This is a genomic window from Halorubrum ejinorense (assembly GCF_039522565.1).
In the GTDB taxonomy this organism is placed as follows: Archaea; Halobacteriota; Halobacteria; order Halobacteriales; family Haloferacaceae; genus Halorubrum; species Halorubrum ejinorense.
This window is the reverse complement of the sequence record NZ_BAAADQ010000002.1, coordinates 389658-412367: the sequence shown is the minus strand read 5'-3', so window position 1 is coordinate 412367 and position 22710 is coordinate 389658. Positions and strand designations below refer to the sequence as shown.

The following is a 22710-nucleotide window of genomic DNA, read 5'->3' as shown; positions in this document are numbered from 1 at the left end:
GGTGAGGGCTCTACGCGCCGTTCCCCTCGACGTACTCGCGGGCCGCCTCTCGGATGACGTCCTCCGGGCCTTCGACGCACTCGCGTCGGAGGTCGGGGTACTGCGCGTCGAGCGTACGGGTGACGTACCCGTCGAGGTCGGCGACCTCCCCGACGGACATCCCGACGAGGTGCTCCGAGAGGAGGCTGGCGACGGCGCGGCTGACCGCACAGCTCCGGCTTTCGAAGGCGATCTCCTCGATGCGGCCGTCGGCGATCGCGACGTGGAACTCGCCGTCGTCGCCGCAGGTCGTCTCTTCGGAGGACTTCGCGAACGTCGGATCGGTGAGCGGGCCCGAGTTACGTGGGCGATGGTAGTGTTCGCTGATGAGGTCGTGGTAGCGGTCGGAGGCGAGGTACGCGTCCAGATTGTCGCGCGCGGAGTCGACGACGTCGAGGAGGCGGTCGACGTCCGCACGGGTGTTGTAGACGTAGAACGACGCCCGCGCGGAGCCGGGGATGTCGAGTCGATCGTGGAGCGGCTGCGTACAGTGGTCGCCGGCGCGGATCGCGATGCCGCGGTCGTTGAGGAGGCTGGAGAGGTCGTGGCCGTGGACGCCGTCGACGTTGAACGAGACGAGGCCGGTGCGCTCCTCGCCGACGCCGGGACCGTACGTCCGGACGAACTCCCTCTCGGCGAGTTCCCGGAGGAGATACTGTGCGAGCTCGTTCTCGTGGTCGCGGACGGCGTCCATCCCCAGCTCCGCGAGATAGTCGACGGCCGCGCCGAGCGCGATGCCCTCCGCGATGGGCGGCGTGCCGGCCTCGAACTTCCAGGGGAGCTCGTTCCACGTCGAGTCGGTGAGCGTGACGTTCCGGATCATCTCCCCGCCGAACAGGAACGGGTCCAGCTCCGCTAGGACCTCCCGTTTCCCGTACAGTCCACCGATGCCGGTGGGGCCGGCGAGCTTGTGGCCGCTGAACGCGAAGAAGTCCGCGTCCATCGCCCCCACGTCGACGGGCCGCGTCGGGGCGGACTGGGCGCCGTCGACGACCGCGTACGCGTCGTGGTCGTGCGCGAGGGCCGCGAGGTCCGCGACGGGGTTGACCGTTCCGAGCACGTTCGAGACGTGCGGCGCGCAGACGACCGCGGTGTCGTCGGTGACGAGGTCGCGGGCGGCGTCCATGTCGAGGTGGCCGTCGGCCGTGACGGGGACGTGGCGGACGGTCGCGCCCGTGCGCTTGGCGATCTGCTGCCAGGTGACCAGCGAGGCGTGGTGGTCCATCTCCGTCGCGACGATCTCGTCGACCTCGTCGAGGTGTCGGCTGAGCCCGTACGCGACGAGGTTGATGCTCTCGGTGGTGTTCTTGGTGAAGACGATCTCCTCGCGGCCGTCCGCGCCGATGAAGTCCGCGACGCGGTCGTGTGCCTCTTCGTAGGCGAGCGAGGCCTCGTGGCTGAGCTCGTGGATCCCCCGGTGGACGTTCGCGTTGTACCCCGCGTAGAACTCCTCGAAAACGTCGTACACTTGGCGGGGAGTGTGCGTGGTCGCGGCGTTATCGAGGTAGGTGAGCGGATGCCCGTTCACGCGCCGGTCGAGCACGGGGAAATCCGAACGGACCGCCTCGGCATCGAAACTCATGTAGCTACCAAGAGTGCAACTCATCTTAAATAAACCCCAGATGATATTGGTACTCGATAACGCGGTCGACGGCGGGTACATGGCCGACGAGGTAGTCCGCTTCCTCCCCGACGCCCGGGCGTACCGCTACCCGCACGAGGACGGCGACCCGAGCCTCGAGGCCGTGGACGGCGTCGTCATCGGCGGAAGCGAGGCCGGCGTGCACGACGAGCCCGACCGGCCGTGGATCACGGCCCAGAAGCGCTTCGCGCGCCGGCTCGTCGAGGAGGGCGTCCCGACGCTCGGCATCTGTTTCGGTCATCAGATTCTGAACGCCGCCCTCGGCGGCGCGGTCGCGGACAGCGGGACGTCCCGCCTCCGGCTCCACGACGCCGAACTCGACGCCGACGAGCCGCTGTTCGACGGCGTCGAACCGAGCGTGCCAGTGCTCCACTCCGACGTCGTGACGGAACTCGGCGACGGGATGGAGGTCATCGGGCGTGCGGATTACTACGAGTACTTCGCCACTCGACACCGCGACCGGCCGGTCTGGTCGGTCCAGTATCACCCCGAATTCACCCACCGAATCGCGGACGAGTACGACGGCTGGGATGCGGCCGACGGCTCCTTCGAGGACTCCACCGCCACCCGAACGCTCGCCAACTTCGCGGAGCTCGTCGAGTCGTCCGGGAGCGAATCGTAGCGGTTGCGGGTTCACCCTCGGAGCGGCGACGAGGCGCCGGCCACGCGCGGTATCGCCTCCGCTGACCGCACCCTGGGACCGCGGCGGTCACCGCGACAGTGGGGTCCTCTCGCGCCGGCCGGCCGCTCGGGGGCCCGGCGCGTCGGTCGGGCGTCACGCTCGCCGGTCCGGGAACACCATCACGGGAACGTCCGCCTCTCGGATGAGGCGGCCTCCGGGGTCACCGGTGATCGTCCGCTTCCACGCGTCGATGTCACGGGGGGTGAACGCGACGAGGGTCGCCTCGGTCATGCCGATGGCGTCGACGAGCGCCGTCGCGACCTCCTGCGCGTCGAGCGTCACCCATTCGAACTGGAGGTCGTCTCGGTGGAGGATGTCGAAAAACGTCTCGTAGGTCGCTCCCGCGAACTCGTCGCGGCCCGTCTTGATCGTCGTCTCGCCGCTCTCGCCCCGCGTCACGTGCGTCACGATGAGCGTCGTACCCGGGTCGAGGTGCGGCCGAACCGCCCGCGCCGTGGCCTCGGCGTCGTCCGGGCCCGCGATCGGTATCAGGATGCGTTCGAATAGCTCGTCGTTCACGAGCGTACCCTCCGAGGGGGCGAACAAAAGCGTGCGGGGCGTTCTCGGCAGCCGACCGAGCGTCTCGGAACGCCGGTCGGCGGGCGGTGTCGAACGCCGCGCGGAGTGACTCCTCCCACTTCTCTCGTCGTTCTCGAACGAGTGACGCGAGTCAGGGCCCGCGGAGTCCGACTCGAAACCGTTCGTCGGCCGGTCTCCCGGGAGCCCGTGCCCGAGATACCTTCACTCGTCGTCTTCGGTCCCCGCCGCGTCGGCGAGCCCGGAGGGTTCGGCCTCCAACTCCTCCGTATCCTCGAGGAGGAGCCCCGTCCCGCCCGCGGCGATCATGCCCACGCCGATCGCGCGCAGCTGCCGGACGTACGCCGGCTTCGCTTCGAGATCCGAGGCGTTGTCGAAGTTCTTCCCTATCATCTTCTTCGTGAGCCGGACGCTCGCCTGTGGGAACAGCGCCGTCACGACTCCCTGTAACAGTATCAGCGCCGACCCGAACAGCCGGCCTTTCTCGCAGTCTTTCACGTCGATCCGTCGGTGTCGCTGGCGCATAAATACTGCCCACATTCTCCAATACTGGATACACTATCTCGTCCAAATTCGGTCCCTCGTTCCATCTAGCATAGAAAATTGTTTTCTTGATACAATACTATCTCGCCGGTACGGTATCCGCATACGACTCGCGTCGCGAAACGGCGGATCGACTCTTCGCCCGACTCAGTCGTCCGCGGTCGCCTCCGGGCGGTACGCCTCGCTGATCGCCTTCCATTTCCCGGAGCGGAACCGCAGGTAGTTGATCGCGGCGGGGATCGTCGTCTCGGCCATGAACGCGAGGTACAGCCCCCACAGCCCGATCGCGGGGAGCGCGACCTCCGAGACGGTGAATCCGACGAGCGGGAGGTCGATCGCCGGCGTCGCGTCGTACGCGCCGACGTACGCGAGCGGGATCGACACGCAGAACATCCCGAGGAACTGGCTCGCGAACGGAATTTTCGTGTCGCCGGCAGCGTCGAGGGGGCCCGCGGCGCCGCCGGAGACGCCCTGGAATATCACCGCGGCGCAGGCCGCGTACACGAGGTTGACGGCGATCGGTATCTCCGGGCTGTCGGGCGACTGGGCGAAAAGCGAGACGATGTCGGTCGCGAACACCGCGATCAGCACCGCGGAGACCGCGTACGTCGCCACCGAGTGGCGGATGATGTCGCGGGCGTACGCCTCGGCCTCGTCGGGCCGCTCGACGCCGAGCTCCTGCCCGACCAGGCTGGAGGAGGCGAGGCCGAACCCCCAGCCGGGCGTGTTCATGATCCCCCAGATGCGGCGGGCGATGACGAACGCGGCCACCGTGTTCTCGCCGAACACGTCGAGGATGGCGAGCATGGGGAACTCGGCGGCGGTCCACACGAGGTTGCGCGCGCCGACGGGCACGCCGATCTCGACGAGGTCGCGTAACATTCCGGGGTTGAGGTAGGAGCCGGCCGGGTCGATCGCGACCGGGAACTCGCCGATCAGCGGGGCGCTCCCGCGAACGAGTCCGACCGTGAACCCTCCCACCGCGAGGACGTTCGAGAGGACGGTGCCGACCGCGGCGCCCTCGACGCCCCAGCCGAACCCGAAGATGAACAGCGCGCTGAGGACGATGTTCGCGACCGCGCCGCCCGCCCGCACCTGCATCGCGGTGTAGGCGTCGTCGCAGCCGACCAGCACGCGGCTGCCGACGAGGTTGAGCGCGGCGAACGGTACGCCGAGCCCGACGATCCGGAGGTAGTCGGCGCCGAACGCGATCGCCCGTTCGTTGCCGCTCAACACGTCGATGAACGAGGGGGCGAACAGCCAGAACGCCGCGCTGACGGGGATCGTGATCGCGACCGCGAGGAGGACGCTCGACCGGACGGCGTCGCCGAGTTCGACGAACGCCTCGGCGCTGTATCGCTGGGAGACTAAGGCGATGGTGCCGCCGGCGACGCCGCCGCCGAGCGCGAACGCGAGCCCCCAGTACGGGCCCGCGAACCCGACGCCGGCGACGGCGCTCGTGCCGACCGCGACGCCGACCATCGCCACGTCGACCGCGTTCTTGGACATCCGAGCGATGCCCGTGACGATCCGCGGCCACGCGAGGTCGGTGGTCCGAACCACGCGGTGTCGGTCGATCAGCCCGACCTTCGCGAGGGCGAACCCGATGTAGAGGATGAGCGCGCGGAACGGGTTCGGGAGGTTCGACAGGCGGGACACTGCGGGTGCGCTCCTTTTCCGCTGCCGGCTAAAGGGGTTTCGTCACGCGGCAGCGGGTGCCGGATCGACGGGCGGACTCCCGGTCGCGGCGGCGGGGCCCGTACGGCCTGAAAATCGGTTTCGGGGCCGTTACGCGCCCGAGACGAGGTAGACGGAGGCGGCGGCGAAGACGATCCCGAGCCCCTTGCGAAGGGTGAACGACTCGCCGAGGAACAGGAAGCCGATCACCGAAGAGAAGACGAGGAACATCGCGAAGATGGGCGTCACGACGCTCACCGGACCGAGCGACAGCGACCGGTACAGCGCGAGGATCCCGACGCCGAGGAAGAACCCGGCGGCGAGGACGTGCGCCAACTTCGGCGAGGCGAGGTGCGTCGTGAACCCCTGGCCGGTGTAGGCGATCACTCCGACCGCCATCACGATGAGCAGCGTGTTCGACACGACGACCGCGACGTCGCTCGGTATCGCGTTCGGGCCGGTCGTGGCGACGCGCATCAGTGGAGAGACGAGCGCGTACGCGCCCATCGCGAGCAGCGCGTACGGGAGGTACGTAGTGGCCGTGGCGTCCATACCTCGCGGTCGCCCGCCGGCGACAAGTGCCTATCGACCCGCGTTCGGGGGCGGCCCCCGGTGCCCCGGTTTGTCGCCGGCCGACCGGTCGCCGTCGGTCGGCTCACGGCCGATCCACTGGGAGCCGCCCGCCCCGTCGCGGTCGACCGGAACGCTCACCGTGACCGTCGTGCCTCGGGGGTCCCGTGCGTCGAACGAGATCCGTCCGCCGAGGTGGTCGACGCCCCACTTGACGATCCACAGCCCGATCCCGCTCCCGTGTCGGAGCGGCGTCTCCGTGCCGCGCTTCAACACGTCGTACTCGGTGGGCTCGATGCCGGGACCGTCGTCGGCGACGGTGACCTCGATCCACCCGTCCGCGACGGCCGCGTCGATCCCCACCCACGGCGTCTCCGCGTCGTTGTGGCGGACCGCGTTCGAACAGAGGTTCTCCAAGACGACCGCAAGACGACCGGCACCCGAACGGTGGGAACCGACCCGACCTCGATCCGCGCGTCGGCGTCGAGCGAGCGCGCGTCCGCGGCCGCCTCGTCGATGACGTCCTCGAGGGGGACCGACGTGGACTTCTCGGTCGGGTCGAACAGCTCGCCGGCGGTCCGGGTGCGCTCGCTGAGCTCGAGCATGCGCGACGCGCTCTCCTCGACGACGGAGAGGGCGCGTTCGTCGGCCGGGTCCGCCCGCAGCTGTTCGGCGTACCCCTGAATGAGGTTGGTCTCCGTCCGCACGTCGTGGCGGAACACGCGGTTGAGCACGTTGAGACGTTGCTGTTGGCCGAGGTACGCTCCGACGTCGTGGTAGGCTATCACGCGGGCGGTCGTGCGGTCGTGGTCGTCCGTCACGTCCCTGACGGTCACCTCGTACGGGCGCTGCCCGTCCCGACCGACGATCGGGATCGCACGCGGCGCGTCCCCGTCGTCGTCGGGGTCGCGGACCGTGTCGTACTTCGGAACGACCGTCGCGGCGTCCCTACCGATCGCCTCCCGGCGGTCGATGCCGAACGTCTCGACCGCGCTCTCGTTCAGATCGACGAGCAACCCCTCGGTGCCGACGACGAAGACCGGGTCGTGGAGCTGCTCGAAGACGAGCTGTCGCGCCCGGCGGCGCGGGGCGGGCGCGAGCGTCAGCAGCCGGAACCGCGAGAGCGCGAGGAGGTACGCGACTCCGGAGACGGCGAACACCAGCGGCGTCGGGTCGAGTCCGGGGATCGGAGTCGAGCCGGTGAGGTACGCGATGCTACCGGCCCACGGCGCTGCGGTCCCGACCAGCAGGGCCGCGCTCTGTCCCCGGAACGAGCGGGCGTCGTCGCGGATCAGCTGCAGCAGGGGGACCGACCCGACCGCGCCGAGGAGGTACGTGTACGCCGCGATGATGTAGTACAGCGGTCCCGGAGTGGCGTCGAGGAACGTGCCGACCGCGGTCTCGCGCACGGTGTAGTCGACGGTGAGCAGGCCCCCGGGGTCGCCGAGGGCGGCGACGAGGACGGTGGCGACGGGGAGGATGGAGACCAACGACACAGAGAAGGGGGTCACGTAGCGGTCGTACCCGGTGTACGCCAGCGCGAAGAACAGCCACCCGATCGGGATCGCGACGACGCCGACCCACTGGATGTCGTACCACAGGGCCTTCGCCGGGAGCGTGGCGGCCTCCAGTTCGAAGACGAGAAACGTCGCCCACCAGACCTGCCCGGTGAGCAGCACCGCGAGCCAGGTCGCGCCCGGCTCGGGGCGCTCCCGCCACGCGAGGATCGCCGCCGCCAACCCGACCGTCACCGAGACGAGCAGAAAGGGAGAAAGTGTGCTCAGCGCGGCCATAGGGTTTTTTACACACATTGTGTTTATAACTCATCGGGTCTAATTTTCTCACTCAAAAATCGGGCGTTCCGAGCCGCCACGGCCGCGACCTCCGTTCTCGGTCGGTCGGCGCGATGAAGACGCGATCTCAGCCGGCAAGCGCCAACAGGACCCCGGCCGCGACGAGGTAGCTACAGTCGGGTGCGGCACCGAGGATCCCGCCGTCGAGCCGGTGGGACGCCGCGGTGACGACCAGCGAGACGGCGAGGCCGGCACCGAGCGCTACCAGCGCCGGGGTCGACACCGTTCCGACCGCGGCGACGGTCACCAGCAGCCCGGCGGCGACCGCGTCGACGCCGAGCAGCGCCCGGCGCGTTCGGGCGACCCCGTACACGACCGGCAGCGTCGCCACGCCGTGTGCGGCGTCGGCGGCGACGTCCCTGACGTTCGGCACCTCGACGTCGACGAACGAACGGACGGCGACGTACGCGAAAAGCAGCGCGACCGTGGGTCTCCCGGCCGACTCGATACCGGTCCCGGCGAACGCGAGCGGGGCACCGACGACGGCGACCGCCCAGGCGAGCGCGACCGCAGCGGAGTTGAGGAGGAAGACCTCCTTCAGCCGCGGAAGCGTGATTCTGCCGAGCCGCGTGTCACGGCCGCCGACGGCCGGCAACCAGTCGGCGGCGTAGCCGACCCACACCGCGCCCGGAACGAGGACGAGCCCGAGCGCCGCGGGGCCGGCGGTGACCGCGAGCGCGACCGCGAGCGCGTAGCTCACCGCCGCGGCGGTCATCAACTGGTCGCTGTAGCGCAGCGCGAAGCGGGCCCGGGAGGGAATCGACCCCGCGTCGGTGCCGGCGTCGGCGACGTGGTCCGCGGCGTACACCGCGAACGCGACGAGCCCCACCGCGACCGGCGCGGTCGACCACGAGACGCCGAGCGCCACCGTCGCGATGGCGACTTCGAGCGCGGCGACGACCGCCGTGAAGGGCGCGCCCGCGGCGAACGCGGCCGCCTGTCTGATCCCGCTCGCCTCGCGGGGCGTTGTCTGTGAGCGATGCTGCTCCGCTGTGCCGTCCGGGGTGGACGGTCTGGTCGGTTCGTTTGCCATAGTGGCGTCCGCCGCCGTCTGGCGGCGAACGTCCGGTATCGGCACGGAAGCCATATCTATCCACGCCGTACGGCGTTAATAAAACTCGAATGAGGCTGTTATCTGCTCGGCCGCTCCCGCGCCGCGTGCCTGCTTCGGGCTTCAGTACGCTTTTGACCCGAGCGACCGATCTCACACCCATGGACGGAACCTTCGATCACGTGATGATCCGCGTCGAGGACCTCGAAGAGAGCCTCGACTGGTATCAGACGCACCTGAACTACGAGGAGAAGGGCCGCTGGGAGGCCGACACGTTCACCAACGTCTTCCTCGGCCCAGAGGACGTACACGAGGACGGCGCGCTCCTCGAACTCACGTACAACCACGACGACCGCACCTACGACGTCGGCGACGCGTGGGGCCACATCGCGGTCCGCGTCCCCGAAGACGCGCTTCAGGAGTCGTACGACCAGCTGATGGCCGAGGGCGTCGACGACTACCGCGACCCCGAGTCCTGCGGGAACCGCTACGCGTTCGTGAAAGATCCCGACGGTCACGAGATCGAGATCGTCAAGCGCGACTACGGTGCGAAGTGGAGCATCGACCACACGATGATCCGCGCCGAGGACGCCGACGAGGCGCTCGGCTACTGGACCCGCAAGTTCGAGTACGCGGAGCAGCCGTCCGGTCGCTGGGAGGCGGACTCCTTCTCGAACTACTTCATGGCGCCCGAAGGCGCCGCCGAGGAGGCGATGAAGCTGGAGCTCACCTACAACTACGACGGCCGCGAGTACACCATGGGCGACGGCTGGGGCCACGTCGCGGTGCGCGTCGACGACCTCGACGACGCGTGGGACGCGTTGATGACCCGCGAGGCGCCCGACTACCGCGACCCAGAGTCCTGTGGCCACAGCTACGCGTTCACGAAAGACCAGGACGGCCACGAGGTCGAACTGGTCACGCGCGACTGACCGAGCGCGCCCCTCCCGTAGCGCCGATCACGCGGCGGACTCGACGCCCGTGATCTCGAAGCGCGCACCGCCTTCCTCGCTTTCGGTGGCCCGGACCGACCAGCCGTGAGCGTCGGCCACCTGTTCGACGATCCGCAGCCCGAACCCGGTCCCCGACTGCGAGGTGGAGTAGCCGGCGTCGAACACCTCCTCGCGCTGCTCCGGGTCGATCCCCGGCCCGTCGTCGGCCACGTAGAACCCGTCCGGCAGCGACCCGACCGTGATCGTCACGTCATCGCCCCCGTGTTCGACGGCGTTGCGCATCAGGTTCTCCAACAGCTGTTTAAGTCGTCCCTCGTCGGCGAGGATCATCTCCTCGGCGTCGGCACGCAGCGTCGCCTCGCCCGTGTCGACGGTCCGCCAACAGGAACCGATCACTTGCCCCAGGTCCACCGGCTCGGCGTCGGTCACGGGCTCGCCCTCGCGCGCGAGCGTGAGCAGGTCGTCTATCAGCGCGGTCATCCGGTCGTGCGCGCGCTCGACCGCGTCCAGGTGGTCGCTGTCGCACTCCTCGCGCGCGAGTTCGGTCCGACCCCGGGCGACTTCGAGGGGGTTCCGGAGGTCGTGTGACACGACGCCCGCGAACTCCTCCAAGCGGTCGTTCTGCCGCTCCAGATCCGCGGTCCGTTCGGCCAGCCGACGGGTGCGCGCCTCGGCCTGAAACGCCGTCTCCGCGGCGGTCGCGAGGATCCCGGCGAGGTACTCGTCGCCGCCGCCGAACACCCCAACTTCCGTCTCGCCGATCGCGATCGTCCCGTACTCGCCGATCGGGACGATGAGCAGGCTCCGGAGCGCCGTGTCGGTGTCGAGCGCGTCGGCCGTCCGGATGTCATCGTACATCCTGGTCTCGCCCGCCTCGAACGCCGCCCAGTTGAGGCTCCCGCCCTCGGGGTCGTACGTCTCGCGGTCCGGCAGCAGTTCGACCGCCTCGGGCGAGACCGCCATCGGCACCAGCCCGCCGGCTTCCTCGTCGTGGATCCGGACGGTGACGATCGAAAAGCCCAGGACGTCGGTGGCGGCCTCGACCGCCCGTTCGGCGATCTCCTCCCGCGACGCCGCCCCGACGAGGGTTCGAGTCGCGCCGTGGAGCCGCTCGACGCGGCTCTCCCGCTCGATCCGGTCGAACGCCGCTTCGAGGTGGCTAGAGAGGATCTCGGCCACGAGCACGTCTGTGTCGCTGAACTCCTGGGGGTCCGGCGAGGACACGACGAACAGCCCGTGGTCGCCGATCGGACGCAACACCAAACTCTCCGCGGGCGAGTCCTCGTCGAGGTCACCGTACGTGGAGAGCCGGTCGATCACCGACGACTCCTCGCCCCGAAAGGCGTCCCACGCCAGCGCCGCCCGGGTCCCAGCCGGGGCATCCCGTTCGTACGACGGTGACGATTCGAACAGCGACGACACGGAGTCGCCGAGCGCGGCCGGTTGGAGGCTCTCTCCGTCCGCGCTCAGTAGATGGATCCCGCTCAGGCCGGCGTCTATCAGGTCGTCGACGGCGTCGACGGCGAGCTCTGCGGCCTCTTCGGTGGTCCGGGTGTAGTTGAGTTCCCGCGTCCACTCCCGGAGTCGACCGAGCGTCCGCTGGCGCTCCTTCCGCGTGGAGATGTCGCGCGTGGTGACGACGTACCCCTCGATCCCGTCGGCGTCGATTCGCTCGCTCCCGACGGACTCGAGCCAGCGGTACTCGCCGTCGGCCGTCCGGAAGCGGTACTCCGCCGTCGGAGCGTCGCGGGCGTCGAGGCTGCCGAACGCCGCCTCGACCGCCTCCCGGTCGTCCGGGTGGATGTAATCGAGCGACCGCTCGCCGAGCAGCTCGGACGGCGTGTGGCCGGTAACGCGCTCGCAGGAGGGGCTCAGATACCGGAACCGCCAGTCGCGCGACAGCACCGCGACCACGTCGCTGGCGTGCTCGACGAACGTCCGGTGTCTGTCGCGCTCCGTCTCGTCCCGTACCACGGCGACGACTCGGGACTCGCCCCCGACCGTGAGTTCGCCCAGCGACGCCGAGACCGGCACTTCGCTCCCGTCGGGTCGCCGTACCCGACTTCGGACCTCGTGCTCGGCGGTCGGTCCGCCGTTTGCCGACAGCCAGCGATCGACCGGCGCCCCTTCCGGGAGCAGCGCGCTCAGCGGTTCGCCTTCCAACTCCGTCGCCTCGTATCCGAACACCGACTCGACGGCCGGGTTCGCGAAGCGGACCGTCCCGTCGGCGTCGAGCGACAGGATCGCGTCGGTCGTGCCCTCGGCGACCGCGTGGAACTGATCGACGACCCGCTCGACCGCTCGCTCGGCCCGGCGCTTCTCGACGGCCTCGACGATCCGGTTCGCGAGCCGCTCGTACCGCTCCGTTCCGCCGCGCTTCCGGAGGTAGTCCGTGACGCCGGCAGAGATAGCCTCGCTCGCGACCGCCTCGCTCCCCGTCCCGGTGTAGAGGATGAAGGGGAGGTCCGGGTCGCGCTCGCGGACCGCGTCGAGGAAGTCGAGCCCGTTCCGCCCGGGCATGTCGTAGTCGGAGACGACGCACTCGACGTCGCGTTCCGCCAGTAGTTCGAGGCCGGCAGTCGGGTCAGCGGCGGTTTCGACCGTGATCCGGTCGGTCTCGCGTTCCAAGAACGAGGCGGTGACCGCGAGCAGATCCGGGTCGTCGTCGACCAGGAGCACCGGAATGCGGTCGGTCATACGTCTCACGTATCAACGACCGGAACATAACCGTTGTGGCGGGAACCACCCCGATCGCGGCCGCTCCGGTCTCCCTTCCTCACTCCTCGGTCGCGGGCCGGAAGACGACGAGTCGCTCGCCGTCGGTGGCGCGCTCGCCGACGGCGACCGTGACCGCGTCCCCGATGGCGACCTCCGGCGGTGCGTCCGCGTCGCCGTCTCCGGAGCCGCCGCGGACGATGCCGGTCAGTCGCGTCGGGCCGAAGTCGACCACGGCGGTCGCGTACGGCGCGTCGGCCGCGAACCGCGGCGACGGGACGTGGACGACGCTGTACGTCTCGACGGTCCCGGTCTCTCGGAGGGGCTCCGTCGAGAGGTCGGTGGACCCGCAGTCGGGACACACCCGCCGCGGGGGGAGCGACCCGTGGCCGTCCGGACAGACGAGCGCGAACCCACTGCCGTCGGCGAGCGCGGCGAGCCACTCGGCGTAGTCGGCGTCCACCGGGACCGCGCCCTCCGCCCCGTCTCCGTCGCTCATTCCGCCACCTCCAGGACGTGGACGACCGCGCTGGCGACGGTGCCGCCCGCGTTGTGTGCGACGCCCACCTCGGCGTCGGCGACGTGATCGCTGTTCGGATGGTCGCCGCGGAGCAGTCGGGTCAGCTCCGCGATCTGTGAGCCGCCGGTCGCGCCCACCGGATGCCCCTTCGCTTTCAGCCCGCCCGAGAGGTTCACCGGGAGGTCGCCGTCGGCGGTCGTCACCCCCTCGCGGGCCGCCGCGATCCCCTCGCCGGGTTCGAACAGTCCGAGCGACTCCAGCGCCAGCACCTCGGCGATGGTGAAACAGTCGTGAACCTCTGCGAGGTCGACGTCGGCCGCCTCGACGCCGGCGTCGTCGTAGGCGGCGGCCGCTGCGTCGTCGGCGGCCGGCGTCCGCGCCAGGTGCTCGCGGTCGCCGAGCGCCATCCGGTCGGTCCCCTGACCGGTGCCCGTCACCGCGACGGGGGCGTCGACGTCGTGTTCTGCCGCGTACTCCTCGGAGACGATCACGAGCGCGCTCGCGCCGTCGGTGATCGGGCAGGCGTCGTAGAGGTGGAGCGGCTCCGCGACGGGCGGCGCGTCCATCGCCTCGTCGACGGACACCTCCTTGCGGTACTGCGCGTACTCGTTCGGGACGGCGTTGGCGTGGTTCTTCGAGGCGACGTGCGCGAGGTCCTCGCGGCTCCCGCCGTACGCGTCGAAGTACGCGTTCGCCATGAGCGCGTAGGCGCCCGGGAACGTCACCCCCGCCCGAACCTCGAAGAGGTCGTCGGCGGCGATGGCGAGGCCCTCCGTCACCTCGTCGGTCGGGAGGTTCGTCATCCGCTCCATCCCGCCCGCGAGGGCGACGTCGGCGTCGCCCGCGGCGACCGTTCGGACCGCCTCTCGGACCGCCACGCCGGCGGAGGCGCAGGCCGACTCGTAGCGGGTCGCCGGGCAGCGGACCCCGGCGGCCTCGGCCATGAGCGGCGCCTGGTGGCCCTGGTGTTCCGCGAGCGCTCCCATGAAGTTCCCGTAGTTCAGCTCCTCAACGTCCGATCTCGGGACGTCGGCGTCCTCGAACGCCCGCAACGCGGCTTCGCCGAACAGGTCGCGGCCGGTCCGCTCCGGGTGGCTGCCGAAGCGAGTGAGCCCGACCCCGGCGACGCGTACGTCGGTCATACACGAACGATGATCGGGGATCCGGTTTAGCTCTGCCGGAAGCGGGGGTTCCGGTCGGCGGGTCGGAGGGGAGACGGCGTCGGTCGGCGACCCCCGAGGTCGGCGGCCGCGTGCGCGGTCAGCCGATGTACCGCAGGTCGTCGTCGGGCACGGCGGGCCCCTCCTGCATCTCGCGGATCTTCCCGACGACTTCCTCCATCTCCTCGGCGCGGTCCTCGAGGCTCTCGTAGTCGACGGACAGGCCGAGGACGGCCTCGAGCGTCTCCAACACGGCGCGGGCGCTCTTGGGGTCGACGAGGTAGCCGCTCGTCTCGCCCATCAGGCAGGCCGCGTCGAAGCCGCGGCGCCCGCCGAGACCCAACACGAGCCCGGAGACGCCGACGATGCCGCCAGCGGGTTCGTCCGCCCGGAACTCCACGCCGGCGTCCTTCAGGTCGTCGAGGAGGGCGGCGTCGGAGACCGCGCCCAGCACCGTGTACTCCTCGACGAGTTCGCCCGTCGGCACGCCGCCGAGGGCGAAGGCCCGCGTCGCGCCGAACTCCTCGGCGATGTCGAGGAACGTCGAGGTGAGTCGGTAGTGACCCGCGTTCGACCCGGCCTGGTGGTCGCCGGTCAACACGAGCAGGTCGGCGCCGTCGGTCTCGACGGCGTGGAACTCGGCGCAGGTCAGCTCGGCGACCCCCTCCTCGTCGACGCCCACCTGCGGCGGGAACTCCGTGGCGTACACGCGGCGGACGAGTTCGCTGTCGAACTCCTCGAGTAAGTGTTCGGCCGCGAGCTTCCCCACGTGTCCGACGCCCGGCAACCCTTCGATCAACACCGGGTCGTCGAGCTCCGGCGTCGCGACCGCGTCGATCTCGATGTCTTCCATACCGTGCCCGTCCGGGCGGCGGTCACAAGAGCGTGGCTATTCCGGTGGCTCGCAGGGCCGATCGCGTCCGGCAGTCACTCCGACTGCGACGCCGCGTCCGACGACTCCTCGGGGCCGCGCCGCCGCGCCCGACGCCGGTACTCGCCGTACGGGTCTTCGGGGCCGAACGGTGCCGGCGCGCTGTTCTCGGTCGGGCCGTCGCAGGCCGGACAGCGGTCGCCGAGCGCGTACACCGGTCGGTCGTGGGCGGTCTCCCAGTTCGCGCAGACGCGGATGTCGGATTTCACGGGAAAAGACGCCTCAACGGTGGTGGACTACTCGTCGTCTTCGCGGCGTTCGCGGTGGAACTCGCCGACCCCGCCTGCGGCCTCGATCGACTCGCGGGCGCGTTCGGCGGCCGACTCGAGTTGGTCCTCGGCCGTCTTGTAGTTGGGGGCGCGGACCTTGATGCGGTACTCGGGCGAGCCGACGTAGCCGACGTCGAGTTCGACGCCGTCCGGGACCTCGCCGTTCCCCTCGGCGGCGGCGAGCGCGTCGCGCACGTCGTCGACGCCGTCGGGAGCCGCCGACTCGAGGTCGACGTACCCCGTCACGTCGACGTACGGCACGGAAACGTTGTCGCGGGCGGTCGTGACGACCGCGTCGGCCGTCTCCGCGTCGAGGTCGACGTCTTCGAGCGCCTCGTCGCCGCTGATCGCGGCGGCCTCGAAGGCGTCGTACAAGCTCTCGTACGCCGCGAGGAGGGCGTTCGCGACGCCGGTGTAGCGGTCGTCGTCGACGTCCTCGCCGAGCGCGATCTCCATCCAGTTGTCGGCCTTCTGGGCGTTCTTCCAGTCTTGGATCGTCTCCTTGCGCTGGTGCTCGTTGACGTCTTTGATCGAGAGGTCGATCTGGCTCGACGACTCGTCGACCTCCAAGACCTTCGCGACGACCGTCTGTCCCTCGCGGACGTGGTCGCGGACGTTCTTGATCCAGCCGGAGGCGACCTCGCTGATGTGACAGAGGCCGCGCTTGTCCTCGTACTCGTCGAGGTCGACGAACACGCCGAAGTCGGCGATCTCGTCGACGTCACCGACAACCAACTCGCCGGGTTCGGGCCAGCCGCTGTACTTCATGACGGGGTGACGAGGCGGTTACCGCGCCTCAACGGTTTCGACGATCTCGCCGTGAAGCTCTGCCTCTCCGCCGGTGGGGGTCGCGAGGGTCGTGCCGCAGACCGCACACGACACCGTCGAGGAGGCCTTGCCGAAGACGACCTGTTCGTTCTCGCAGTCGCCGCAGGCGACGCGGTGGAAGTCTCCCGCCATACTTACTCCTGGAACGTGAGACGGCCGGCGCGCCATCCCTCGCGCATGTGGGCCTTCCCGCAGTCGCCGCAGCGGTACTTCAGGTGGGTCTTCTTCGTCGGCTTGTCGCCACCGGGCACCTTCGAGTACCCGCCGGCGTTGCCGATCGTCGCGAGCGCGCGGCGTCGCTGCCGAGCGTCGCGTTTCATTCCGGTCGCGCGACCCGATCGAACCTTCTCCACCTCGTGCTCCTGATGGGAGTCACAGTTGGGGCAGTACGTGTTGAAGCGGCGTGGCATTTCCATGGATATCGACCTTGAAACGCGGTTCGTCGCCGACGCTTAAAACGGGTTTGGTCTCGGGCGCCCGCGGACGGCGCGGTCGCCTCACGGCACCGCTGCCGGGAGAACGCTCGCCGTCACTCTTCCCACTCGGCCACCGCGCGCACCGGCGATCCGTCCCCGTCGCGCAGTCGGAGCGGGAAGGCGAACAGCCGGAACCGCGCCGGGAGGCCGTCGAGCCCGCACAGGTTCTCGACGATCGGAAGCGAGTCGGCCAAGAGGACGTCGTGGGCGGGCGTCCCGTCGGGTTCGTCGTCGATCGACGCCCCGTCGCGGCGTCCGTCCGCCGTCGGCGTCGGGTCCGGACCGAAGGTGTCGAGTCCGACGCCGACGCCGGCCTCCCGACAGCGCTCGGCGGCCGCCGCGGTCAGGTACGGGTGATCGCGGTAGCGGTCGGTGCCCCAGTGTGAGGCCCATCCGGTCCGAACCACGAGCAGGTCGACGTCGGGGGCTAGGGCCTCCGGGTCTGGCAACTGCGCGTCCGTGATCGGCTCCCGAGGCCCTAGCGGCCGGCGGTCGACGAGGCGAGCCTCGAACGCGAAAGACTCGGGGTCGAGCCCGTCGACAGTTTCGCCTTCGGCGAGCGTGTGCCGCGGCGCGTCCACGTGCGTTCCCGCGTGCGTCCCGGCGCGGAGTTCGCTCGTCGCGTAGCCGTCGGCCTCGTGGGTCGCGTCGGGGGAGAGCGTCACCTCGGGGTCGCCCGGGTAGGTCGGCATCCCCGTCTCGATCGGTCGCGAGAGGTCGCGGAACACGGTCCGCGGTCGGTCCGCGGCGCGGTTAAGTCGGTCGGCGTTCGGTCGCCGGAGCACCGCTGTCGGGTTCCGCTGCCCGAACGTATTTCCTCCGCCCGTCGTTGGACGTGTTCATGTCGGAACTCCCGTTGGACGCCTACTACGACCTGACGCAGATCGGCGAGGTCGCCGTCTCGCCGACCGGCGACCGCGTCGCCTTCACCGCGACCGAGTACGATCAGGCCGCCGACGAGGCGGTCTCCTCGCTGTTCGTCGCCCCCACGGACGGCTCCCGCGACCCGCACCGGCTCACGAGCGCGTCGGGCGCCTCCGCGCCGACGTGGGGGCCCGACGGCGACCGCCTCGCGTTCGTCGCCGCCCGCGAGCGCGACGCCGAGCGACGGGTCGGCAGGCGAGACCGAGACGGGGAGGACGCGGGGAGCGACGACGCCGAGGACGCGGACGCGGAGGAGCAAGCGGACGGGGACGCCGAACCGCTCGGCGACGGCGACGAGGAGCCAAAACCGCAGGTGTGGCTGTTCGACCTCGCGCTCGGCGGCGACGCGCGGCAGGTCACGGACCGCGACGAGGGCGTCGCCGGGTTCGACTGGTCGCCCGACGGGGACCGACTGGTGATCGAGTCCCGCGATCCGACCGACGAGGAGTCCGAGTACCTCGATCAGGTTCGCGAGGAGGGCGGACCGATCGAGACGACGCGGCTCCAGCACAAGGTCGACGGCGCGGGGTGGACCGACGACGTGACGCGGTACCTCTTCGTGGTCGACCTCGACGCCCCCGAGAGCGACCCCCGCAGGCTCGACGACGCGTACGGCGGCGGCGCGTTCGAGGACCTCTCCGGCATGAGTCCCGCGTGGGGCGACGACGGCCGGATCGCGTTCACGTCCTGCCGGCTGGACCGCCCCGACGACACCACCATCCGCGACCTCTACGTCGTCTCGCCCGAGGGGGGCGACGCGGAACGCCTCACGGACGGCGACCTCGCACACGGCGTCCCGGCGTGGCGGCCCGAGGCGGAGGCGATCGCGACCGTCGCGAGCGACCCGGACGACCCGCCCGCTCCGGCCGAGGTGTACCTCGTCGACGCCGCCGAGGACGGGCCTGACCGCGACGATCCCGTCTCGCTGACTGCCGACCTCGATCGGACGGTCGCTCGCGGCGGCGAGATCGACTGGGTCGACGGCGCGCTCTACACGCGGATCGCGGACGAGAGCCGGACGCGGCTGGTCCGCGTCGAGCCCGACGGGACCGCGGCGCGCGTCTTCGAGGCGCAGGGCGACGACCGCGCCATGGCCGCGTTCGACGCCGCGGCCGACGGGGCGACCGCGGTAACTGTCCTCTCGCACCCGACGGACGGGACCGACCTCTACGCGATCGACGTCGCCGACCTCGACGCGGCGAGCGACGGGGGCCGCGCAGGTGGCGACGCGGCGAGCGACGGGAGCCGCGCAGGTGGCGACGCGGCGAGCGACGGGAGCCGCGCAGGTGGCGACGCGGCGAGCGACGGGGGCCGCGCAGGTGACGACGCGGCCACCGAGCCCGACTCTTTCCGGCGACTCACCCGCGTCAACGAGTCGCTCATCGACGAGTTCGCCATGCCGACGGCCCGCCGCGTCGAGTGGGAGTCCGACGGCTGGACGATCGACGGCGTGTGCTACCACGACCCCGATGTGGATCCCGCGGACGGCGACCACCCCCTCGTGGTGGCGATCCACGGCGGCCCGATGTCGTACGACGAGCCCGTCTTCAGCTTCGCGCACGCGGCACTGACGAGCCGGGGCTACCTCGTTCTCCGGCCGAACTACCGCGGCGGCACCTCCCGCGGCCGGGCGTTCACCGCGGAGTTGTCCGGCGCGTGGGGGACCGCCGAGGTCGACGACATCGCGGCGGGCGTCGAGGCGCTCGCCGACCGCGGCTGGGCGGATCCCGACCGCGTGTTCGGCTACGGCTTCTCCTACGGCGGCATCGCGCAGGGGTTCCTCGTCACGCAGGAGCCGGACCTGTTCACCGCCGCCGCGCCCGAACACGGCATCTACGACCTCCGGTCGGCGTTCGGCACGGACGACACCCACGTCTGGCTGGAGGCGGAGTTCGGGCTCCCGTGGGAGGACCCCGAGGCGTACGACGCGTCGACGGCGGTCCTCGACGCCGGGAACATCGAGACCCCGCTGCTGGTGATGGCCGGCGGCGAGGACTGGCGGTGCCCCTCCTCGCAGTCCGAGCAGCTGTACGTCGCGGCGCGGAAGCAGGGGGTCGACGCGGAGCTGGTCGTCTACCCGGACGAACACCACAACATCGGCGACCCCGACCGCGCGATCCACCGGTTCGAGAAGATCCTCGGCTGGTACGAGTCTCACGACCCGGCGGTCGAGGCCGAGTCCGCCGAGGAGTGAACCGGTAGGTTCCGGGGCGCGCCGACGGCTTCAGTGCTCGACGAACTCGACGAGCACGCCGCCCGTCGACCGCGGGTGACAGAAGGCGACCTCGTGGCCCCACGCGCCGGGGCGCGGCTCCTCGTCGACAAGGTCGATGCCGAGGTCGCGGGCGTCGTCGAGCGCGGTCGGGAGGTCGTCGACCGCGAGCGCGACGTGGTGAACGCCCGGGCCCTCGCGGTCGAGGTAGTCCGCGATCGTTCCGCCGCCGTCCGGTTCGAGCAGTTCGAAGTAGCCGCCGCCCTCCAGTTCGAGGAAGACGATCCGCATGTCGTGGAACGTCTCCTCGTGGGCGACGGGCGCGTCCAGCAGGCCGCCGAACAGGTCGGCGAGAGCGGTGGCGTCTCGCGTCGCGACGCCGACGTGGTCGAAGCGCATACGCCCCGGTTCCATCGCCGGCGACTTATAACGACCGAGCGCTGACCCCCGCCCTCCCCAGCCCGCCGGGATCCAAAGGTTTGGGTACGGGCCGGACGAAGCATGCGGGACCCTACTCGTGAGCGACTCAGAGACCGACGCGGCGACGGAACAGATGACCTCGCGGAACATCCTCGGCTCGCTGCTGGACAGCGGGCTCCACGAGATGAATCGAGAGCGCTCCGGACTCCTCCTCTCGGGGCTGTCGGCGGGGCTCGACATCGGCTTCGGGCCGCTGATGATGGCGGTCGTGTTGACCCTCTCTCCGGGGACCTTCGGCGACCTCGGGACCGAGCTCCTGCTGGCGAGCGTCTACTCCATCGGCTTCATGTTCGTCATCCTGGGGCGCTCGGAGCTGTTCACCGAGCACACGACGCTGGCCGTGATCCCGGTCCTCGACCGGCAGGCCTCGGTCCGTCAGCTCGGTCGGCTCTGGGGGCTGGTGTACGCCGGGAACATCGTCGGCGGGCTGCTGTTCACGCTGCTCGTGACCCTGCTGATGCCCGAGCTCGGCGTCGTCGACCCGGCGGCGTTCGAGACCATCGCCCTGAAGCTCGTCGACCACGGCCTCCCGTGGCTGTTCGTCGGCGGCGTCTTCGCCGGGTGGCTGATGGGACTGCTGGCGTGGCTCGTAACGGCGGCCCAAGACACGACGGCCCGGATCCTCCTCGTGTTGATCGTCACCGGAACGATCGGGCTCCTCCACCTCCCGCACTCGATCGCGGGCAACGTCGAGGTGCTGTTCGGGCTGATCGTCTCGGACGCCATCACGCTGACCGACTACGCCGAGTTCCTCGTGCTGGCGACGGTCGGCAACGCCTTCGGCGGCGGCGTGTTCGTCGCGCTGCTGAAGTACGGGCACGTCGTCCGCGGCGCGGACTGAGCGGGCACCGCGAACGCCCCTTTCCGGCTTATCTCCCCGGCTTGTACTCGCCGAACTCGTCGCGGAGCACGTCCGATATCTCCTGGACCGTCGCGTACGCCTTCACCGCGTCGACGATGTGCGGCATCACGTTCTCGGTCCCCCGTGCCGCATCGCGGAGCCCCGAGAGGGCGTCCTCGACCGCGTCGTCGTCCCGGTCGGCCTTCACTTCCGCCAGGCGCTCGCGCTGGTTCTGCTCCTGGTCGGGGTCGACCTCTTCGAGGTCCATCTCGGGCTCCTCGTCGACCTCGAACTCGTTGACGCCGACGATGACCCGCTCGCCCGCCTCGATCTCCTCCTGACGCTCGAAGGCGACGTCCTGGATTTGCCGCTGGACCCAGCCGCTCTCGACGGCCTCCAACATGCCGCCGCGACGGTCGACCTCCTCGATGATCTCGAACGCGTCCTCCTCGATCCCGTCGGTGAGGTTCTCGACGTAGTACGAGCCCGCGAGCGGGTCGATCGTGTCGGCGGCGCCCGACTCGTGGGCGAGGATCTGCTGGGTGCGGAGCGCGGTCCGGACGGACTTCTCAGTCGGGAGCGCGAGCGCCTCGTCTTTCCCGTTCGTGTGGAGGCTCTGCGTCCCGCCGAGCACCGCCGCGAGCGCCTGATACGAGACCCGGACGACGTTGTTCTCGATCTGCTGGGCGGTGAGCGTCGAGCCGCCGGTCTGGGTGTGGAACTTCAGCTGCTTCGACTTGGGGTCCTCCGCGTCGAACCGCTCGTCCATGATCTTGGCCCACATCCGACGGGCGGCGCGGAACTTCGCGGCCTCCTCGAAGATGTTGTTGTGGGCGTTGAAGAAGAAGGAGAGCTGCGGCGCGAACTCGTCGACGTCGAGCCCCGCGTCGAGGGCGGCCTCGACGTACTCGATGCCGTCGCCGAGGGTGAAGGCGATCTCCTGAGCCGCGGTCGACCCCGCCTCGCGGATGTGGTATCCCGAGATGGAGATGGTGTTGAACGAGGGGGCCTCCGTCGCGCAGAACTCGAAGATGTCGGTGATGAGCCGCATCGACTCCTTCGGCGGGTAGATGTAGAGGTTCCGCGCGATGTACTCCTTCATGATGTCGTTCTGGATCGTCCCCCGGAGCTCCTCCCGCGGGACGCCCTGCTTGTCGCCCATCGCGACGTACATCGCGAGCAGCACCCCGGCCGGGGCGTTGATCGTCATCGACGTGGACACCTCGTCGAGCGGGATCGAGTCGAAGACCGTCTCGAAGTCGTCGAGGGTGTCGATGGCGACGCCGGACCGGCCGACTTCGCCCTCCGCCATCGCGGCGTCGGAGTCGTATCCCATCTGGGTCGGGAGGTCGAACGCCATCGAGAGACCCGACGAGCCCTCGTCGATGAGGTACTGGAATCGCTCGTTCGTCTCCGCGGCGGTGCCCATCCCGGCGTACTGGCGCATCGTCCAGAGCCGCCCGCGGTGCATCGTCGAGTAGACGCCGCGGGTGTACGGCTCCTCGCCGGGGTAGCCGATGTCCTCGCGGTAGTCGGCCTCGACGTCCGCCGGGGTGTAGAGCGGGTCGACCTCCTGGCCGCCGGTGTCGGTGGTGAACGTCTCCTCGCGCTCGCCGAACCGGTCGACCGTCTCCCCGTAGGTGCCCTCCTCCCACGACGATTTGGCGTCGCGGATCGCCTCGAGTTCCTCAGGGTCGTACATTATTGAATCGGTCGGCCGACCGGGACTTAACGCTTTTCAGGACCGGGCGTTCGCCGGGCTTCGGGCCGCCGAACCGTCGACCCGGCCGCCCCGTCAATCCGGCCG

General features: G+C 70.1%; 21 protein-coding genes and 1 pseudogene. 4 read left to right on the top strand and 18 right to left on the bottom strand.

Annotated elements, in window-relative coordinates; all coding sequences use genetic code 11:
* Nucleotides 1–10 precede the first annotated feature (10 nt).
* Complete coding sequence (locus ABDZ89_RS04205; RefSeq protein ID WP_343776920.1) at nt 11–1621, bottom strand: SufS family cysteine desulfurase; 1611 nt, start codon at nt 1619–1621, stop codon at nt 11–13.
* Nucleotides 1622–1661: 40 nt separating this feature from the next.
* On the opposite strand from ABDZ89_RS04205, the gene ABDZ89_RS04200 reads away from it, so the two are divergent.
* Nucleotides 1662–2303, top strand: a complete 642-nt coding sequence (locus ABDZ89_RS04200) for a type 1 glutamine amidotransferase (protein WP_343776919.1) — start codon at nt 1662–1664, stop codon at nt 2301–2303.
* A gap of 153 nt (nt 2304–2456) precedes the next feature.
* Here the strand turns inward: ABDZ89_RS04200 and ABDZ89_RS04195 are convergent, their stop codons facing one another.
* The 6 genes and pseudogenes from ABDZ89_RS04195 to ABDZ89_RS04170 all read right to left on the bottom strand — a co-directional run bounded on the left by ABDZ89_RS04195 (nt 2457) and on the right by ABDZ89_RS04170 (nt 8576).
* Nucleotides 2457–2882, bottom strand: coding sequence for a universal stress protein (locus ABDZ89_RS04195; protein WP_343776917.1), 426 nt, complete (start codon nt 2880–2882; stop codon nt 2457–2459).
* A 222-nt stretch (nt 2883–3104) separates the two neighbouring features.
* Complete coding sequence (locus ABDZ89_RS04190; RefSeq protein ID WP_343776916.1) at nt 3105–3398, bottom strand: DUF6199 family natural product biosynthesis protein; 294 nt, start codon at nt 3396–3398, stop codon at nt 3105–3107.
* 192 nt (nt 3399–3590) lie between these two features.
* Nucleotides 3591–5093: an MATE family efflux transporter gene (locus tag ABDZ89_RS04185; protein ID WP_343776995.1), complete on the bottom strand. Its 1503-nt coding sequence runs from the start codon at nt 5091–5093 to the stop codon at nt 3591–3593.
* 138 nt (nt 5094–5231) lie between these two features.
* On the bottom strand, nt 5232–5672 hold the full coding sequence (locus ABDZ89_RS04180; RefSeq protein ID WP_343776915.1) for an EamA family transporter: 441 nt from the start codon (nt 5670–5672) through the stop codon (nt 5232–5234).
* A gap of 30 nt (nt 5673–5702) precedes the next feature.
* Nucleotides 5703–7483: pseudogene (locus tag ABDZ89_RS04175) on the bottom strand (histidine kinase N-terminal 7TM domain-containing protein).
* 127 nt (nt 7484–7610) lie between these two features.
* Nucleotides 7611–8576, bottom strand: a complete 966-nt coding sequence (locus ABDZ89_RS04170) for a UbiA family prenyltransferase (RefSeq protein ID WP_343776914.1) — start codon at nt 8574–8576, stop codon at nt 7611–7613.
* Between the two features lie 179 nt (nt 8577–8755).
* Between ABDZ89_RS04170 and ABDZ89_RS04165 the strand changes: the two genes are divergently transcribed.
* Nucleotides 8756–9526: a VOC family protein gene (locus tag ABDZ89_RS04165; RefSeq protein ID WP_343776912.1), complete on the top strand. Its 771-nt coding sequence runs from the start codon at nt 8756–8758 to the stop codon at nt 9524–9526.
* Between the two features lie 27 nt (nt 9527–9553).
* Here ABDZ89_RS04165 and ABDZ89_RS04160 read toward each other — a convergent pair whose 3' ends face one another.
* The 9 genes from ABDZ89_RS04160 to ABDZ89_RS04120 form a co-directional block, all read right to left on the bottom strand.
* Nucleotides 9554–12244 (bottom strand): hybrid sensor histidine kinase/response regulator, encoded by a 2691-nt coding sequence (locus ABDZ89_RS04160; RefSeq protein WP_343776909.1) that lies wholly within the window; start codon nt 12242–12244, stop codon nt 9554–9556.
* Between the two features lie 79 nt (nt 12245–12323).
* Nucleotides 12324–12761, bottom strand: coding sequence for a Zn-ribbon domain-containing OB-fold protein (locus tag ABDZ89_RS04155; protein WP_343776907.1), 438 nt, complete (start codon nt 12759–12761; stop codon nt 12324–12326).
* Nucleotides 12758–13924 (bottom strand): thiolase domain-containing protein, encoded by a 1167-nt coding sequence (locus ABDZ89_RS04150; RefSeq protein ID WP_343776905.1) that lies wholly within the window; start codon nt 13922–13924, stop codon nt 12758–12760. The genes ABDZ89_RS04155 and ABDZ89_RS04150 overlap by 4 nt, the downstream gene beginning before the upstream one ends.
* A gap of 118 nt (nt 13925–14042) precedes the next feature.
* Nucleotides 14043–14795 carry a proteasome assembly chaperone family protein gene (locus ABDZ89_RS04145; RefSeq protein WP_343776903.1) on the bottom strand — a complete coding sequence of 251 codons (753 nt, stop codon included), beginning with the start codon at nt 14793–14795 and terminating at the stop codon, nt 14043–14045.
* A 74-nt stretch (nt 14796–14869) separates the two neighbouring features.
* Nucleotides 14870–15082 (bottom strand): RNA-protein complex protein Nop10, encoded by a 213-nt coding sequence (locus ABDZ89_RS04140; protein ID WP_343776901.1) that lies wholly within the window; start codon nt 15080–15082, stop codon nt 14870–14872.
* A 27-nt stretch (nt 15083–15109) separates the two neighbouring features.
* Nucleotides 15110–15910 (bottom strand): translation initiation factor IF-2 subunit alpha, encoded by an 801-nt coding sequence (locus ABDZ89_RS04135; RefSeq protein ID WP_343776899.1) that lies wholly within the window; start codon nt 15908–15910, stop codon nt 15110–15112.
* An 18-nt stretch (nt 15911–15928) separates the two neighbouring features.
* Entirely contained in the window at nt 15929–16102 is a 174-nt protein-coding gene (locus tag ABDZ89_RS04130) for a 30S ribosomal protein S27e (protein ID WP_004595868.1), read from the bottom strand.
* A 2-nt stretch (nt 16103–16104) separates the two neighbouring features.
* On the bottom strand, nt 16105–16386 hold the full coding sequence (locus ABDZ89_RS04125; RefSeq protein ID WP_008004085.1) for a 50S ribosomal protein L44e: 282 nt from the start codon (nt 16384–16386) through the stop codon (nt 16105–16107).
* A gap of 113 nt (nt 16387–16499) precedes the next feature.
* Nucleotides 16500–17174 carry a cyclase family protein gene (locus ABDZ89_RS04120; RefSeq protein WP_343776993.1) on the bottom strand — a complete coding sequence of 225 codons (675 nt, stop codon included), beginning with the start codon at nt 17172–17174 and terminating at the stop codon, nt 16500–16502.
* A gap of 113 nt (nt 17175–17287) precedes the next feature.
* On the opposite strand from ABDZ89_RS04120, the gene ABDZ89_RS04115 reads away from it, so the two are divergent.
* Nucleotides 17288–19564 carry a S9 family peptidase gene (locus ABDZ89_RS04115; RefSeq protein ID WP_343776896.1) on the top strand — a complete coding sequence of 759 codons (2277 nt, stop codon included), beginning with the start codon at nt 17288–17290 and terminating at the stop codon, nt 19562–19564.
* 30 nt (nt 19565–19594) lie between these two features.
* Here ABDZ89_RS04115 and mce read toward each other — a convergent pair whose 3' ends face one another.
* Nucleotides 19595–19981: a methylmalonyl-CoA epimerase gene (gene mce, locus ABDZ89_RS04110; RefSeq protein ID WP_343776894.1), complete on the bottom strand. Its 387-nt coding sequence runs from the start codon at nt 19979–19981 to the stop codon at nt 19595–19597.
* Nucleotides 19982–20099: 118 nt separating this feature from the next.
* Between mce and ABDZ89_RS04105 the strand changes: the two genes are divergently transcribed.
* Nucleotides 20100–20903, top strand: a complete 804-nt coding sequence (locus ABDZ89_RS04105) for a formate/nitrite transporter family protein (protein ID WP_343776892.1) — start codon at nt 20100–20102, stop codon at nt 20901–20903.
* 28 nt (nt 20904–20931) lie between these two features.
* Here the strand turns inward: ABDZ89_RS04105 and ABDZ89_RS04100 are convergent, their stop codons facing one another.
* Complete coding sequence (locus ABDZ89_RS04100) at nt 20932–22605, bottom strand: acyl-CoA mutase large subunit family protein (RefSeq protein WP_343776889.1); 1674 nt, start codon at nt 22603–22605, stop codon at nt 20932–20934.
* Between the last annotated feature and the right edge of the window lie 105 nt (nt 22606–22710).